General features: G+C 69.0%; 16 protein-coding genes and 1 pseudogene. 4 read left to right on the plus strand and 13 right to left on the minus strand.

Annotated features, from left to right (window positions below; genetic code table 11):
• Positions 1-9: 9 nt before the first annotated feature.
• The gene (locus ACFOSH_RS36360) at positions 10-249 is read right to left on the minus strand and encodes a hypothetical protein (RefSeq protein ID WP_378244909.1); all 240 of its coding nucleotides are present in this window, start codon (positions 247-249) and stop codon (positions 10-12) included.
• Positions 250-414: 165 nt separating this feature from the next.
• Here ACFOSH_RS36360 and ACFOSH_RS36365 point away from each other — a divergent pair, with 165 nt between their 5' ends.
• Positions 415-648: an SHOCT domain-containing protein gene (locus tag ACFOSH_RS36365; protein WP_378244911.1), complete on the plus strand. Its 234-nt coding sequence runs from the start codon at positions 415-417 to the stop codon at positions 646-648.
• A 17-nt stretch (positions 649-665) separates the two neighbouring features.
• Here ACFOSH_RS36365 and ACFOSH_RS36370 read toward each other — a convergent pair whose 3' ends face one another.
• Positions 666-1,652, minus strand: a complete 987-nt coding sequence (locus ACFOSH_RS36370) for an Acg family FMN-binding oxidoreductase (RefSeq protein WP_378244913.1) — start codon at positions 1,650-1,652, stop codon at positions 666-668.
• A 211-nt stretch (positions 1,653-1,863) separates the two neighbouring features.
• Here ACFOSH_RS36370 and ACFOSH_RS36375 point away from each other — a divergent pair, with 211 nt between their 5' ends.
• On the plus strand, positions 1,864-2,526 hold the full coding sequence (locus tag ACFOSH_RS36375) for a response regulator transcription factor (protein ID WP_378244915.1): 663 nt from the start codon (positions 1,864-1,866) through the stop codon (positions 2,524-2,526).
• A gap of 12 nt (positions 2,527-2,538) precedes the next feature.
• Here the strand turns inward: ACFOSH_RS36375 and ACFOSH_RS36380 are convergent, their stop codons facing one another.
• From ACFOSH_RS36380 to ACFOSH_RS36430, 11 genes and pseudogenes are all read right to left on the minus strand, one after another.
• Positions 2,539-4,272 (minus strand): sensor histidine kinase, encoded by a 1,734-nt coding sequence (locus ACFOSH_RS36380; RefSeq protein ID WP_378244917.1) that lies wholly within the window; start codon positions 4,270-4,272, stop codon positions 2,539-2,541.
• 152 nt (positions 4,273-4,424) lie between these two features.
• On the minus strand, positions 4,425-5,294 hold the full coding sequence (locus ACFOSH_RS36385; protein WP_378244919.1) for a nitroreductase: 870 nt from the start codon (positions 5,292-5,294) through the stop codon (positions 4,425-4,427).
• A gap of 211 nt (positions 5,295-5,505) precedes the next feature.
• Entirely contained in the window at positions 5,506-6,279 is a 774-nt protein-coding gene (locus ACFOSH_RS36390) for a hypothetical protein (RefSeq protein WP_378244921.1), read from the minus strand.
• On the minus strand, positions 6,276-6,398 hold the full coding sequence (locus ACFOSH_RS36395) for a hypothetical protein (RefSeq protein WP_378244923.1): 123 nt from the start codon (positions 6,396-6,398) through the stop codon (positions 6,276-6,278). Before ACFOSH_RS36395 ends, ACFOSH_RS36390 begins: the two co-directional genes overlap by 4 nt.
• A gap of 143 nt (positions 6,399-6,541) precedes the next feature.
• A pseudogene (locus tag ACFOSH_RS45165) lies at positions 6,542-6,706 on the minus strand (Acg family FMN-binding oxidoreductase); the annotation flags it as partial.
• Positions 6,707-6,889: 183 nt separating this feature from the next.
• A complete protein-coding gene (locus ACFOSH_RS36405; protein ID WP_378244927.1) occupies positions 6,890-7,789 on the minus strand; it encodes a universal stress protein in 900 nt (299 codons plus the stop codon).
• Positions 7,786-8,391, minus strand: coding sequence for a CBS domain-containing protein (locus ACFOSH_RS36410; RefSeq protein ID WP_378244929.1), 606 nt, complete (start codon positions 8,389-8,391; stop codon positions 7,786-7,788). Before ACFOSH_RS36410 ends, ACFOSH_RS36405 begins: the two co-directional genes overlap by 4 nt.
• A 13-nt stretch (positions 8,392-8,404) precedes the next feature.
• Positions 8,405-9,331: a universal stress protein gene (locus ACFOSH_RS36415; protein ID WP_378244931.1), complete on the minus strand. Its 927-nt coding sequence runs from the start codon at positions 9,329-9,331 to the stop codon at positions 8,405-8,407.
• A gap of 153 nt (positions 9,332-9,484) precedes the next feature.
• Positions 9,485-9,790, minus strand: a complete 306-nt coding sequence (locus ACFOSH_RS36420) for a hypothetical protein (protein ID WP_378244933.1) — start codon at positions 9,788-9,790, stop codon at positions 9,485-9,487.
• Positions 9,791-10,364: 574 nt separating this feature from the next.
• Positions 10,365-11,048: an ABC transporter ATP-binding protein gene (locus ACFOSH_RS36425; RefSeq protein ID WP_378244935.1), complete on the minus strand. Its 684-nt coding sequence runs from the start codon at positions 11,046-11,048 to the stop codon at positions 10,365-10,367.
• On the minus strand, positions 11,045-12,127 hold the full coding sequence (locus ACFOSH_RS36430) for an ABC transporter permease (protein ID WP_378244937.1): 1,083 nt from the start codon (positions 12,125-12,127) through the stop codon (positions 11,045-11,047). The genes ACFOSH_RS36425 and ACFOSH_RS36430 overlap by 4 nt, the downstream gene beginning before the upstream one ends.
• A 171-nt stretch (positions 12,128-12,298) precedes the next feature.
• On the opposite strand from ACFOSH_RS36430, the gene ACFOSH_RS36435 reads away from it, so the two are divergent.
• Complete coding sequence (locus ACFOSH_RS36435; RefSeq protein WP_378244939.1) at positions 12,299-13,474, plus strand: sensor histidine kinase; 1,176 nt, start codon at positions 12,299-12,301, stop codon at positions 13,472-13,474.
• Positions 13,471-14,106, plus strand: a complete 636-nt coding sequence (locus ACFOSH_RS36440) for a response regulator (RefSeq protein WP_378244941.1) — start codon at positions 13,471-13,473, stop codon at positions 14,104-14,106. Before ACFOSH_RS36435 ends, ACFOSH_RS36440 begins: the two co-directional genes overlap by 4 nt.
• Positions 14,107-14,394: the final 288 nt, after the last annotated feature.

A 14,394-nucleotide genomic window follows, 5' to 3' on the forward strand; every position in this document is an offset into this window, starting at 1 on the left:
TCGCCCGCATCAGCGTTCTCCTTGCACTACGGTCGAAATTCCCCTCGACGCCCGCGAGACCGCGAACGCGACCAGCGCCACCGAAGCGGCCATCGCGACGGCGCCGGTGAACAGCAGCACGAAGCCCGCGATGAGCACGAGCAGGCCGACGACGACGTAGTGCGGAATCGCCGGCAACCACTTCACCAGCCACAACCAGCGTGACAGACCGGGGTCGAACCTGGCTTCGACACGAACTGCCTGGTTCACGACGCCTCCTCAGCGCGGAGCGGACAGCTCGACGATCCGGGTTTCCCGGCCACGTAACCAGGAACGAAGGACCCTGCGAGGCGGGTCCTCCGGCCCTCCTCGGCGTCACAGCTCGCAAGAACCCTGGGAATCGCCGGTTCCGCAACCGACCGAAAGGACCCAGTGATGCACTACGGCCCCTCTTACGGCAGCAGCGGCTGGATCGGTGTCGTCCTGATGCTCGCCATCGCGGTCATCGTCGTCGCCGGACTCGTCACCATCGCCGTGATCCTGCTGCGCCGGTACGCGCGCCCCGCGTCCGGCCACGACGAAGCCCTGCGAATCCTCGACGAACGCTTCGCCCGCGGCGAGATCGACAAGGCCGAGTACGAAGAACGCCGCGCCGCGATCCGGAGCTGAGCCGACCGGAGTCCGGCTCAGAAGCCGCGTCCGAGTACTTCGTCGACCGCGCGACGAGGGCTGGTCGGCACCGCACCGGACGGGTAACCGAACCGCATGAGCGCCTGCGGGAAACCGGCCAGTTCGAGGTCCTCGCACAATGCGGACCGCACCTCGGGCAGGTGCAACGGCTGGGTGAGCACCGAGCCGACGAGACCTCCGTCGACCGCGTCCAGCCAGGTGGTCTGCAACGCGTGACCCGCCGTCAGGTGGTCGTGCCGGGTGTCGTCGAGGGTCAGGAACACGAGCAGTGTCTCTTCGGCCAGCCTGTGCATCAGGACCGCGCTGTCCGGCAGCGCCGTCGACGGCCGGACCAAACCCGCCCACGGCAGCGATCCCGGCGGGAGCGCCGTGGCGGCGAGACCCACACCGTGCCGATGGGAGATCTCGTCCCGGATCGTCCACAGGGCGAGCTCACGCTGATACCCGTGGTCGTGCTGATGGGCCTCCGCCGCGAACTCGAGCAGCTCGGCGATCCGCGTCAGTTCCAGTTCGTCGCGGATCGGCCTGGCCTCGACGCCCGCCGAGGCCGCGGTCATCACCAGCTCACCGAGCCGCTGATGTGAGACCGGCCGCCCGGAAAAGCGCCTTCGGTAGCTACGCCTTCGCTCGATGGCCGAGTACCGGTGCAGTTCGTCCGCGGACGGCAACGCCCGTTCACCCGGTGCGACAGAGGCGACCACTTCCGGGCGGTCCGATTCGGGGAAGGCCACCGTGTCGGGCTCGTATCCGAGCACGTGGACGGCGATCTCCAGGTTCGCGAGCGCGGCACCGCAGGAGATCACGCGGTCGCGGCCCAGCGGATCGTGTTCCGGCAGGGTCAGGTCCCGGCGCTCGACCAGCAGCAGCCGGTCGCGATCGAACTCCAGGATCCACGGCTGCGTGTTGTGCACCGAAGGCGCCCGCAGCAAAGTCCGTGCCAGCACCTCCGTCTCCGCCGTCGACCAGGATTCTCGTCGCTCCATCTTCCGCCTCCGCACTAGCGCCATGCCGGGATCCCACCGTGCGGCAAAACGGGGACCGTGCGCAGGTACGGAGGACTCCGATCGCCGGGACCTAAGCCCCGGCGCTGTCCGCTCAGGGACCAAAGCCCTTCCCCGGCAGGACGTCCAGACCGCTGTGCCATCCCGCACGCCGGAGTACGTTCGGCCAAGACCCGGCGGAGGAGGACGAGCCATGACGACCAAGGTGTTCCTGGTCGACGACCACGAGATCGTCAGGCGGGGGCTCTTCGATCTGCTCGGCGGTGAGCCGGACATCGAAATCTCCGGTGAAGCCGCGTCGGTCTCGGAGGCCCTCACCCGGATCCCCGCGAGTGACACCGACATCGCGGTGCTGGACGTCCGGCTCCCGGACGGCACCGGCATCGAACTGTGCCGTGAACTGCTTTCCGTCCAGCCGGATCTGCGTTGTCTGATGCTCACGTCCTACGCCGACGACGAAGCCCTCTTCACCGCGATCATGGCGGGCGCGTCCGGATTCGTCCTGAAGCAGGTCCTCGGCAACGAGCTCGTCTCGGCGATCAGGACCATCGCCGACGGCGGCTCTTTACTCGACAGCCGCACCACCGCCGCGCTGATGAACCGCATCCGCCGCGAGAACGACCGCGACGACCCGATCGCCGGGCTGTCCGAGCAGGAGAGAGCGGTCTTCGAACTCATCGGTGAAGGGCTCACGAACCGGGAGATCGGCGACCGGCTCTTCCTGGCGGAAAAGACCATCAAGAACTACGTCTCGCGGATCCTCGGCAAACTCGGCATCCAGCGCCGGACGCAAGCCGCCGTACTGGCGACCGAGCTCAAGAAGGAAGACCGGATCCCGCTGTTCGGCGACCGCTAGGCGCTGTGACAACTAGGCACTGTGGGACAACGGGACCCGCCACACGATCCTCGTTCCGCCGCCCTCCCTGCCGGTGAACTCGGCGCGGCCCCCGCATCGCTCGGCTCGCTGCGAAAGATTGTCGAGCCCACTGCGCCTGCCGGCCGCCGGGAGGCCCACACCGTTGTCGCTGACCTCGATGGCGAGTTCGCTGTCGGCCTCGACGGTCACGGAGATCTCGGTCGCGCCGGAATGCCGGATGGCGTTGCTCAGCGCCTCACGGACGACGGCTTCGGCGTGCTCGTACAACTCGGCCGGGACAAGGGTGTCCACTGCGCCGGCTATCCGGACCGACGGTGTCACGGCCGGAGCCGTCGTCAGTTCGGTGACGACGTCGAGCAGCCGTCGGCGCAGGCTGGTCGTCTCGTCGGCACCCACGGTGTGCAGGTCGAAGATCGACGTCCTGATCTCGCGGACGGTCCGGTCGAGTTGCTCGACGGCCTGGGTGACCCGGTTGCGGGCGAAGTCGTCCGGCACCCGGGGCAGAACGCTCTGCAGGCTCATGCCGGTGGCGAAAAGCCGTTGGATGACGTGATCGTGAAGGTCCTGTGCGATCCGGTCGCGGTCGGCGAGTACGTCCAGCAACCGCTGATTGCGTTGCTTCTCGGCGAATTCGAGCGCCACCGCGGCCTGATCACCGAACGAGGACAACATCGGGAGCTGGTCGGCCTTGAACTGCTGCGTGCCCTTCTCCCGGCTGGCGACCAGTACACCGCCGACACCCGCCGTGCTGGTCAGCGGCGCCACCACGCCGGGACCGGCAAGCGGACTGTCGGCCGAGGTGAAGACCGTGCCGAGGTCGGCGATGAGGCAGCTCTGCCCGCCGGCGAAGACCTCGTCGAGCAACGGATGCTCGCCCGAGATCGACTTCCCCTGCAGGGCACCGTGCCGTTCGCCGGAGATCGCGGTCACCGTCAACGGTCGCGTGCCCTTCGCTCCTTCTTCGGCCAGCAGGATCATCACCTCGTCGGCTGCGGCCAGTTCCCGCACGCTCCTGACGATCAGGCCCAGCGTGTCGATCACCGAAGCACCACCGAGCAGCTCACCGTTGACCTTCGCCACCGCCTCGAGCCAGCGTTCCCTCGTCCGGGAGCGTTCGAAAAGCCGGGCGTTGTCGATAGCCACGCCCGCGGCGGCGGCCAGCGCCTGCAGCACGACCTCGTCGTCCGCGGTGAATTCGGCCGCTCCGCGCTTCTCGGTCAGGTACAGGTTCCCGAACACCTCGTTCCGCACACGGACCGGAACCCCGACGAAGCTGTGCATGGGCGGATGGTTGGCGGGAAAACCGACCGAGGCCGGATGCGCCGACAGATCCGGGACCCGGACCGGATGCGGCTCTTCGATGAGCAGACCGAGAAGGCCTCTGCCCTCGGGCAGGTGCCCCATCGTCGCCCGGACGTCCGGCTCGATGCCCACGTACACGAACTGCGAGAGCCCGTCCTCGTCGCCGACGACGCCCAGAGCGCCGTACTGGGCGTCGACCAGCTCCACGGCGGCCTGGACGATGCGCTGCAAGGTCGAATCGAGTTCGAGCCCGGTCCCCACCGCGAGAACCGCGTCGAGCAGCCCTTGCAGCCGGTCACGGGTCTTGACGATCTCCGAGAGCCGCTCCTGGACCTCGTGCAGCAACTCGTCCAGCCGGAGCCCGGTCAACACCGCCGCGCTGGGCGGCGGCAGGTTGCCAGCCGGTCGCGGCTCGGCCGACATCGCCGTCTCCTTCCCGATGGGGATGACGACTTGTTCATCGTCAGGACCGGCCTCAGCGTTCCACTCAGCGGACCCGCTGCCAAGACATGACACGGCCTCCGCTCAGGGACGACCCGGCCGGACGCAACGGCTTCGGCCGAAATACACCCGAGTCACCCAGCCGGATAGCCCAAACGCATGATCAAGCCCGGCGCACCGGGAAGGGCCAGCTCGGCGATCAACCGACTTCTGATCCGTGGCACGCGAAGTGGGCGTGTCAATGTCGAGGCCGCGAGCCCGCTTTCGACCGCCGCGAGCCAAAGCGACTCCATCGCCACACCGGTCGACACCACCTCGGGCCTGCCTTCGGTGGCGGCGCAGAAGACCACCAGGGTCTCCTTTTTCAACCTGTCGGCCAGCTTCACGCCTGCGGGGATCAGCGGCCCGCTCCGTACCACCTCGGCCCAGGGCGACCAGGCCTCGGCGCTGGGCGAGTACCGCACGTCCGCTCTTCGAATGTGCCAGGCATCGGTCCACACCTTCAGTTCCGGCTCGTTCCGAACCGACTCGGCGGCCGCTTCGAGCAGATTCGCCAGAGGCCGAAGCTCTCCGGGGTGCACGACCCGGCAGAGCACGTCACCGGACGCCCGCCGGACGATCCGGGCCATCAGATCCGGCGCCACCGGCACGCGCGAGAACTCGGCGTCGTGGCTGGTCCGTCGCGAAATGGCGGAATAGCCGTGCAAATCGTGGGCGGAGGGCGGGGATCGCCTGGTGACGGCCACGACACCGGCCAGCGGCGCCTCCGCCTCCGTCGCCACGCTGACCCGTGCGTCCCAGCCGAGAACGCGGACACCCAGGACGAGATTGGCCAGCACCGCACCGCAGGAGATCAACTGGTCACGCCGGTCCGACGGCGACGATGGCCGGGCCGGGTCGACGTGCTCCATCACCTCCGCACGGCGCTCTGGAAGCGCGAGGGACCAGGGCCGTCCCCGACGCGTCGACGGCGCGCTCACCGCGGCTCTGGCGAGCACCTCCATCTCGCCGGCCGACCATTGCCCACGCAGCGTGCCCTTCGGCTCTCGCATGCGGCGACTCCCTGTTTCCGGAAGATCAGACGATCGAAACCGAACCGACGAGGAGGGTTGTGCAGCTTCCCGTCGCCAAGACAGCACCGTCGCCCACCTTGACCATCGCAGCGCGACACCGCGGAAGAGTGCTGCGCCATGACGTCGTTCCCTTCTCTCGGTGTCATCCAGGCAGGTTCACGATGACCAGGAGCTGAGGTGTGCCCGGCACCCCGGCGGTGCCCGCGAGCGAGCCACGGCGCGCGGGGGCGTCGAACGGCGCGGCGACGGTCCTGCAGTGCAGGCCGTGTTCCGTGGCCTCGAGCCGGAGCCACTGCGCCGTCGCGCCCGCCCGGACAATCTGATGCCTGGTCTCCTCCATCGTGGTGACCACGAAGACGTTTCCCGGCGAATCGTCGTCGGCCGGGTCCAGATCGCGGCGGATCCGCCCGCCCACCGAAGGCAGCTCGAACGCGCGGTCCGCGGACAACACGGCGACCCGCACGCCGTCGCCCTGGTGATCCCGCGAGAGCTCCTCGCACCAGGTGTCCAGCGAGCCGGGCACCGGCAACGATGCCCGGCCGGCCATCGCGCCGTACCGGGCGAAGTCCCGGTTACCGGGCCTCGACCGCGAGGACGCCTTGAGCATGGCGACGCGATCCGGGACGTTCGGCACGGCGCTCAGGTCGATCGACGGCAGCCAGCCGAGCAATCTCATCGCCACGTCGAGATGCGTCAGCACCGCGCCACAGGCGAGGAGACGGGTCCGGCCGCAATGGTCGCGCAACCACCTCGTCTCGTCGAAACGTTCGTACAACTCGACTTGGTCCCCCTGGATCTCCAAGGCCCAGTTGTCGCCGAGCCGGCGGCGCGGGGCGAGGCGAGCGGCTTGGACGAGGATCCGCTTCTCCTCCGTCGACCAGACATGGGCCCCGATCATGGTGTCGATCACCGTCATGACGTCTTCTCGTCGACGACCGCCGCAAGCGGGCACCGCGGCGTCGGGACGCCCGGATAGTCGAAACCGAGCCGGACAAGGGTTTGCGGGTACTGGCTGCCACCGATCAGCTCACGCAACCCCGCCATGGTCGCGGAAAGCAGGACCCGTTGCATGGCCCTTCCCGCGCGGCGCCGGGTCTCCGGCCGGTGATCCGCGAACGGGCGCCGATTGCTGTATCGGCGCGGAATGGCAGCCGCGATTCCCCGCCGCCGGGCCGATACCTGCCGTCGGGATCGCACACCAGCAGCACCCGGTCCTCGTCGAGATGGACCTCGACGACATCGGCTCCCACCCTGAAGAACCAAGGCTGGATGTTGTGCGGAGACGGTGCCCGCACCGCTGCCTTCAGCGCCGTGGTGAGCACCGGGAAATCGGTGAGGATCATCCTGCGCTCCTAGCCGGTCGATGGGCGTTTTTCCAGCCTGGCGCGGCGGTCGGTCGCAGGGCTGTGTGGCGTGACCTCGCGACGGTGAACGTCCCGTTTCCTTCACCGCCCGCCCTTGAGCGTCCACTCGGGACAGTTCGGCGGCCGTCAGTTCCGCGGGCGCCGTCCGTGCACCGGCAGCGGTCACCGGGTTTGCCTCGTCCGGACCACCATCACCGGGCATTCGGCGTGATGGGCCAGTGCCTGGCTGGTCGAGCCGAGCAGGAGACCGGTGAACCCGCCGCGGCCGCGGCTGCCCACGACCACGAGCTGTGCTTTGGCGCTCCATTCCAGCAGGACCTGCCGTGGCCGGTCGCGGACGAGCGAGCGTTCCACCGCGACGTCGGGGTACTTCTCCTGCAGGCCCGCCAGGCGTTGCGCGAGCAGTCTGCGTTCGTCCTCCTCGATGGACTCCCACTGTGTGACCAGCCGCGCCATGCCGTAGACGTCGTCATAGGTGACGTCCGACCAGGCGTGCACCGCCACCAGCGGCGCGTTCCGGCGTGAGGCTTCCTCGAACGCCGCCTCCAAGGCCTGGTCGCTCAACGGGCTCCCGTCGACCCCGACGACCACCGGCCCGCTGTCGGGGTAGTTCGTCGTGCCCTTCTTGCCCCGGAGCACGACCACGGGGCAGTGCGCGTGCGCGATGATCGCCGACGCCGTCGAGCCTATGGTCATCTCCCCGAAGAAGCCCTTGCCTGTCCCGCCGACCACCACCATCGTCGCCGAGTTCGACGCCTCGACCAGGATCGAGACCGGCGATTCCGTGGGCATCAGGGTGTCCACCCGGACACCGGGAGCGGCCGATCCGGCTTCCTCCACGGCTTCGTCGAGGATTCGCCGCCCGTCCGCGGCGAGCACGTCGAACCACGGGGCCGGTCCCGCGAGCCCACCACCGTAGGCTCGCTGTTCCACGTGGAGAGCGTGCACGATCAGCAGGCCAAGACCGCGTTCGGCGGCGCGGGCCGCTGACCAGCGAACGGCCGCCCGCCCCGGCTCGGCACCGTCCGCCCCGACGACGATCCTGTTCACCGCGGCACTCATTCCTCACCCTCCTGGTAAGTCACCTTCGCTTGCACGACACCGGGAATCCCCTCGGCGATGACCTTCGCCACATGATGGTCGGTGTCGTTCCCGTATCGGTCGCCGATGCGGACCATGCCCTCCTGAACGTCGACAGCCCATCGGCCCGGTCCGCCGTAGATGGCGAGGTGATGCCGTACGTCAGCGGCGATCGCACCGTCGGCCCTGGCGAACGCGCGGACGAAGTCGCCCCGGGTGAGGATTCCCACCACTTTCGCACCGTCCACAATGGGCATCGCCCGGAACTTCCCGTCGAGCAGTGCCCTGCCGACCTCGGCGAGATCCGAACCCGCGCTCATCCCGACCACGGGCGTTGTCATCACCTCGGCCACAGTGGCGCCGGGCGCCAAGCGGCCTGCCGACCGCCCTGCGAACCGGACGTCCTCGGGGAACCGGTCCCGGATCAGATCCGCCTCGGTCACGATGCCTATCAAGCGTTCTTCGTCGTTCACCACCGGCAATGCGGTGAAGCCGTGCTCGGTCAACAGCTCGGCGGCGTGTTTGGCGGTCGTCTCCGGCGTGACTGTGACGACCGGTCTCGTCATCAGGTCTCTTGCCCGCATGCCGCTTCCCGCCTCACAGTTCCTCGTCGACTTGGCCCTCGCCCGGCACCGCGGGCCGGATGACGGCGACAGGGCACACCGAGTGGGCGACCAGCGCCTGACTCGTCGACCCGAGGAGCATCCCTTCGAACCCGCCTCGTCCGCGGCAGCCGACGACGAGCAAGCGGGCTCGGGTACCGAATTCGAGCAAGGTCCGGATAGGGCGCCCCTGACGCACGACGACCTCGACCGGAACGTCCGGGTACTTGTCCTGCCAAGGAGCCACCTGCTCTTCGACCGACTTCCGCTCTTCCATCTCGACTTCTGTCGGGTCGACGTCGAGAAGATGCGGCCGGACCGCGCCGTGGTCCAGTATTTCGGACCAGGTCCGGACGACTGTCAGCCCTTCCTCCCGCAATCTCGCTTCGTCGAAGCCGAACACGAGGGCGGCTTCGCTGGTGGGTGAGCCATCCGTGCCGACGACGATCCGGCCGTCGTTGGGCAAGGGGCCGTCGGGCCTGCGTCCGCGGACCACCACGATCGGGCAATGGCCGTGCCGCGCGAGCGAGACCGCCGTCGAGCCGATCAATGGCCCGGTGAACCCGCCCAGCCCCCGCGACCCCAGCACCACCATCGTCGCCGTGGTCGACTCCTGGATGAGGGCGGGCACCGCGCTCCACTCCCTGATCGCGGTCTCGACGACCAGATCCGGAAAGCGCTCCAGAACGACCTCATGCACGTGGGAGGTCCACTCTTGCCCCTGATTCGCGAACCCCGCCCGGATCTTTTCGGCCGGGGGAACGACACCCGGCATCTTCGCGAGCGGGACCCGGTAGACGTGGACCAGCCGTAGCGGCAAGCCTCGTCGCGAAGCGTCGTCCGCTGCCCACAACGCCGCCGTCCTCGCGGACCGGGACCCGTCGATCCCGGCGACGATCGACCCTTCCGTGGCGACCGGCATCCCTGCTCCTCTCGACGTGTTTCGACGACCCCAGTCTCGAACGCCGGGACGTGCCGATCGCAGAGGATGAAGTCCCGCGCCCTTTGGCCGTGGGTCCCGTTCACAAGGTGGTCCGGCCCGGCGCGAAAGGGCGAAAGTCCCTATCGGCGGGAATCAGCCGGGAAACCGGCCGCGGTGGTGATGGAGGTCTTCGAGAGCGTCGAGGGTGGCCGTCCGTCGGTACCAATGCAGCCATGACGCAGTCTGAAACGCGATCCGGGACAGCTCGTCGCGGGTCGCCTTGGACGGAACCTGGCCTGAGCGGCGATAGTGAACCGAAACTACGCCTTCACACCCGTTCGGGCCGGTGAGTGGGACGCTGTACACGGCCCGGATCTTCTCCACGACAAGGGCTTCGAGCGCCGGCCGATCGAAAATGCCCGACTTGGTGACATCGGCGACCGTGATCGGTTCACGCACCCGCGAAGCGATACCGCACGCGGTGGCATCACCCTCGACGTGGGCGAAGTGCTGGAAGAACTCCGTGGAGAATCCCTCGGCTCGTTCCAGTTTCAGGCCCGTCGGCCGGATCAGGACGAAGCGGACAGGAAATCGAGTTCCGGTGCGCTCCGCCGGACACGAGGCGGGAACCAACGGCCGTCCCGCCACGGGCGAGGGGCGACGCTCTGGTCAGCGCGTTACGGCCCACGTGATGACGGAGAGCCGCGGTCCGCAGCGCACGGATCGCCGTCGGGGCGTCGGCCAGCTCGTACCGAGCCAGCAGCACACCGGCCGCGTGCTCCAACGTCGCCCGATCACGCAGGTGCGTCAGGAGGGCATCGATGTCGATCGGCTGCCCGTTCACGGCAGTCGACATCCGCTGAGTCCCGCTGTCGCCCGACATCACTCCAGGCGAATCGCTGTCGCGCGGCAGCCACGTGTCAGCCGCATCGAGACACGCCATGACCTCCACTATCCGCTCTGCCGTGGCACCGGACAAGATGGGCTTCGAACCGAAGGCCGTCACGGTCCCCACCGGCCCCGATCCACGTGGTCAGCTCGCTGGCGAGGGACTGCGCAGCCGTCCATCGTGCACTTCGGCTATCCGGTCCACCGCGGTGAGGTGGACGCGGTCGTGAGTGACGAGAACGGTGGCGGTGGCCCGTTCGTGAGTGAGGCGGGTGATCAGCTCGACGACAGCGGCGCCGCGGTCATGGTCGAGCGCGCTCGTCGGCTCGTCGATGAGCAATACGGTGGGCTCGTTCATCAGCGCGCGGGCGATGTTCACCCGCTGCCGTTGACCGCCGGAGAGCTGATGCGGACGTCGTCCTGCCTGCGGCGCGAGCCCGACGGCGTCGAGCAGATCCATGGCCGCGCCGCGGGCCTTGGCCGGGGAGCGGCCGTCGATCCGGGCCATGACCTGAAGTTGCTCGACGGCCGTGAGCGAGGGAAGCAGATTGGGTTGCTGGAAGACGATCCCGATCTTGCGGCGCCGCAGTTCGGTGAGTTCCCCGCGGCTCAGGCCGGTGGTCTCGGTGCCGTCGACGGTGACGGTCCCGTCGTCCGGGCTGATGAGGGTGGCGGCGACGGCGAGCAGGCTGGATTTGCCGGAGCCGGACGGCCCGGCGACAGCGATGAGGGCACCTGCGGGAACGTCCAGCGTGACGTCGTCGAGGGCGGTGAGGCGGGCGTCGCCGTCGGGGTAGGTGAGGGTGACGCCGGTCAGGTTCAGGCTCATCGGGCACTCCCCAGTGCGGTCAGCGGGTCGACGGAGGTGATGCGGCGGACGGAAAGGGCGGCTCCCAGCGCTCCGAGCAGGATCATCACGGCGGCCGGGACGAGAACGGTGGCCGGAGTCAGCAGGAAGGGCACGGCGGAGCCGGCGACCACGGCGCCGAGGCCGACAGCCAGTCCGGTTCCGACGGCGGTGCCGCCGACGAGAAGCACGACAGCCTGGCCGAGCGCGTCCTTCAGCAGGAATCCCGTACTGGCTCCCAACGCCTTGAGGACGGCGATGTCCCCGCTGCGCTGGATGGTCCAAACAGTGAAGAAGGCGCCGATCACGAGCGCGGAGATGGCGAACAGGAAGCCGCGCATCAGTTGCAGCGAACCGTTCTCGGAGGTGTAGGAGCCGATCGCGGACAACGAGTCGCTCTTCGAAACCGTCTTCGTACCTGCGGCACGGTCAGTGGCCGCGAAGTCGACGTCGGTGGCTGCGGTCAGCGCGAGCACGGTCGCGGTCGGCTTCCCGCCCGCCGGCGGAGCCGTCCTCGCCCAGACGTCGAGGCCGGTCCAGATCACCGGGGTGTGGCTGAACCAGGCGTTCCCCGACACCGCGGCGACGGCCAGCGGATGCCCGGCCACGGAGACGGTGTCCCCGGCACGGACACCAAGATCGTCGGCGGCGGCTGTCGACAGCACCACCGAATCACCGCCGATCGCGCCGCTGTCCGGTGCGAGCGCGGAACCGGCCCGGACGCCGAACACGGAGATCCCGGCGCTGCGGTCCCCCGCGGTGGCCTTGGTGGTGGCGATGCCCAGCGGTTCGGCGCCGGTGACGCCCGAGGTCCCCGCCCACTGCCGTCGCTGCGTCTCGGTGAGAGCGGAGTTGGCGAAGGAAAGGCTTTGCCCGTCGCCGGGTGCGGCGAAGACGATCTTGTCCGCGGGCAGGCCGGTGATCGCGGAGATGTTCTGCTCGCCCAGTCCGGCGGTGAGCCCGGACAACAGGCCGACCAGCAGGGTGATCAACACGACTACGGCACCCATCAGGGCGAACCGCCCTTTGGCGAATCTCAGGTCTCTCCAGGCGACGAACACGGCTCCGGTCTGTCCTTTCCGGCGGGTGGGCTGGTTACCTCTCTACGATCGCCGCCGGGTCCAGAAAGGACATCTGGCCGGAGACCACACTTCGCGAGCCGGAAGACGGCACGCCGCCTCTACCTTTGGATAGAGGCGCTCCCCTATCCGGCTCCGTAGCCTGGACGCATTGTGACCATCCCGCCCGCTTTGACCCCGACCAGCCGGGTGCTGACCTGGTGTCTGCACCTGCTGCTCATCGCCCTGCTCGCCCTGGCGGCGGTGCGGGCGGTCGCCGCCGGCTCGGCCCAAGCGGCAGCGGTCGTCCTGACAGCACTGACCTGCGGCGTGGTGTACGCGGCAGGCCCGCTCCTGCCCCGTGTCAGGACGTCACGGCGAGCCGCCGCGTGGTGGCTGCTCACGGTGGGCGTCGTGTGGCTGGTCCTGCTGGTGCTGACCGCCGACGGCGTGTGGGTCGCGTTCCCGCTGTACTTCCTTCAGTTGCATCTGCTGCCGCGCCGCCAGGGTCTGCTCGCGGTGATCGCGACCGCCCTGGCCGCGATCACCGCGTTCACCGCCCATCAAGGTTCCTTCGTCCCGGCTGCGGCGATCGGCCCGGCCCTCGGCGCCGCCGTCGCGGTCGCCGTCGTATGGGCCTACCAGGCGCTGTACCGCGAAAGCGAACGACGCCGGAACTTGATCAAGAAGCTCACCGCGGCCCGTGTGGACCTCGCTGAGGCCCAGCACGAGGCAGGAGTGCTCGCCGAACGAGAGCGGCTCGCCCACGAAATCCACGACACCCTCGCCCAGGGGCTGTCCAGTATTCAGCTCCTGTTGCGTGCCGCCGAAAGAACGCTTCCCGACACTGCCGGGAACGCCGCCCGTTACGTCGAGCAAGCCCGTCAAGCGGCCGCGGACAACCTCGCCGAAGCCCGCCGCTTCGTCGTCGCCCTGTCCCCTCCCGCGCTCGACGACACCACGCTGGCCGACGCACTGAAACGGCTCTGCGCCACCACCAGCGCCCGGCACCGGATCACCGCGAGTTTCCACCTCGCCGGCACTCCCGTGCCGTTGCCGACCACGCACGAGGTCGCGTTGCTGCGTATCGGCCAGGCCGCGCTCGCGAACACCGTCCGGCATGCCGACGCGTCCACCGCCGAGGTCTCCTTGAACTATCTGGACGAGCACGTCGCCCTCGTCGTCGTCGACGACGGGGTCGGCTTCGATCCCCGGCACAGCGGTTTCGGCCTGACGACGATGCGCGCCCGGGCCGAAGCCCTGGACGGCACCCTCACCGTCGGGTCCTCGCCCGGCCATGGCACCACCTTGTCCGTGCGGCTGCCCGTCGAACCCGGGGAACGCCCGTGACCGAACCCCCGATCCGGCTCCTCCTGGCCGACGACCACCCCATCGTCCGGGCGGGGCTGCGCGCCGTGCTGGAAACCGAACCCGGTCTCGTCGTCTCGGCCGAAGCCGCGACAGCGGAGGATGCGGTGGCCCGCGCCGCGGAGGGCGACATCGACGTCGTGCTGATGGACCTGCGCTTCGGCTCCGGCATGACCGGAGCCGAAGCCACCGCGGCGATCACCGCGCGGCCGGGTGCTCCGCGCGTCCTGATCGTCACCACCTACGACACCGACGCCGACACCCTGCCCGCCATCGAAGCGGGCGCCACCGGCTACCTCCTCAAGGACGCGCCTCCCGAAGACCTGGCGGCCGCCGTACGCACCGCCGCCGCCGGACGCACCACGCTGGCGCCGACAGTCGCCGACAGGCTCATGAACCGCATGCGGATGCCCACCACGGCACTGACCCTGCGGGAGATCGAAGTCCTGGTCCTGGTGGCCGACGGCCTGTCCAACCGGGCGATCGCCGACAGGCTCCACCTGACCGAGGGCACCGTGAAGTCCCATCTGGCCCGCAGCTACACCAAACTCGGCGTCGACTCCCGCACCGCCGCCGTCGCCACCGCGACCGACCTCGGTCTCATACGCCGCTGACCTCACGCCCCCATGAGTGGTTAGGCCAAAAGTACCCAGTGGATTCCGGCTGCGATAGCTCCCAGGCCCGGTCCGTGAAGGCCTCCTTGCCTACCCTGAAGGTAGGGAAGGAGGCCTTCACGTACTTCCCGCGGCCGAGCGGCGGTGGCGCGTCGGTCCAGTCCTCGTGAGTGGCCAGGACGGTTAGTACTGCAACGGCAGTTCGGTGAGTGGGTAGCCTCGTCGTTTGTAGTGGCTGAGGCGGGCTTGGTGTTGTCGTCGGCGGCGGAAGTGTGACCAGTGCCAGAT

The sequence above is a fragment of the Amycolatopsis speibonae genome, assembly GCF_042647925.1.
GTDB lineage: Bacteria > Actinomycetota > Actinomycetes > Mycobacteriales > Pseudonocardiaceae > Amycolatopsis > Amycolatopsis speibonae.

Bases quoted from the DNA above. Each gene is read 5' to 3' on its own strand.
- ACFOSH_RS36405 (WP_378244927.1), bottom strand. From the start codon at position 7,789: ATGAGTGCCGCGGTGAACAGGATCGTCGTCGGGGCGGACGGTGCCGAG.
- ACFOSH_RS36375 (WP_378244915.1), top strand. From the start codon at position 1,864: ATGACGACCAAGGTGTTCCTGGTCGACGACCACGAGATCGTCAGGCGG.
- ACFOSH_RS36425 (WP_378244935.1), bottom strand. From the start codon at position 11,048: ATGAGCCTGAACCTGACCGGCGTCACCCTCACCTACCCCGACGGCGAC.
- ACFOSH_RS36380 (WP_378244917.1), bottom strand. From the start codon at position 4,272: ATGTCGGCCGAGCCGCGACCGGCTGGCAACCTGCCGCCGCCCAGCGCG.
- ACFOSH_RS36415 (WP_378244931.1), bottom strand. From the start codon at position 9,331: ATGCCGGTCGCCACGGAAGGGTCGATCGTCGCCGGGATCGACGGGTCC.
- ACFOSH_RS36390 (WP_378244921.1), bottom strand. From the start codon at position 6,279: ATGACGGTGATCGACACCATGATCGGGGCCCATGTCTGGTCGACGGAG.
- ACFOSH_RS36385 (WP_378244919.1), bottom strand. From the start codon at position 5,294: ATGGAGGTGCTCGCCAGAGCCGCGGTGAGCGCGCCGTCGACGCGTCGG.
- ACFOSH_RS36410 (WP_378244929.1), bottom strand. From the start codon at position 8,391: ATGCGGGCAAGAGACCTGATGACGAGACCGGTCGTCACAGTCACGCCG.
- ACFOSH_RS36370 (WP_378244913.1), bottom strand. From the start codon at position 1,652: ATGGAGCGACGAGAATCCTGGTCGACGGCGGAGACGGAGGTGCTGGCA.
- ACFOSH_RS36365 (WP_378244911.1), top strand. From the start codon at position 415: ATGCACTACGGCCCCTCTTACGGCAGCAGCGGCTGGATCGGTGTCGTC.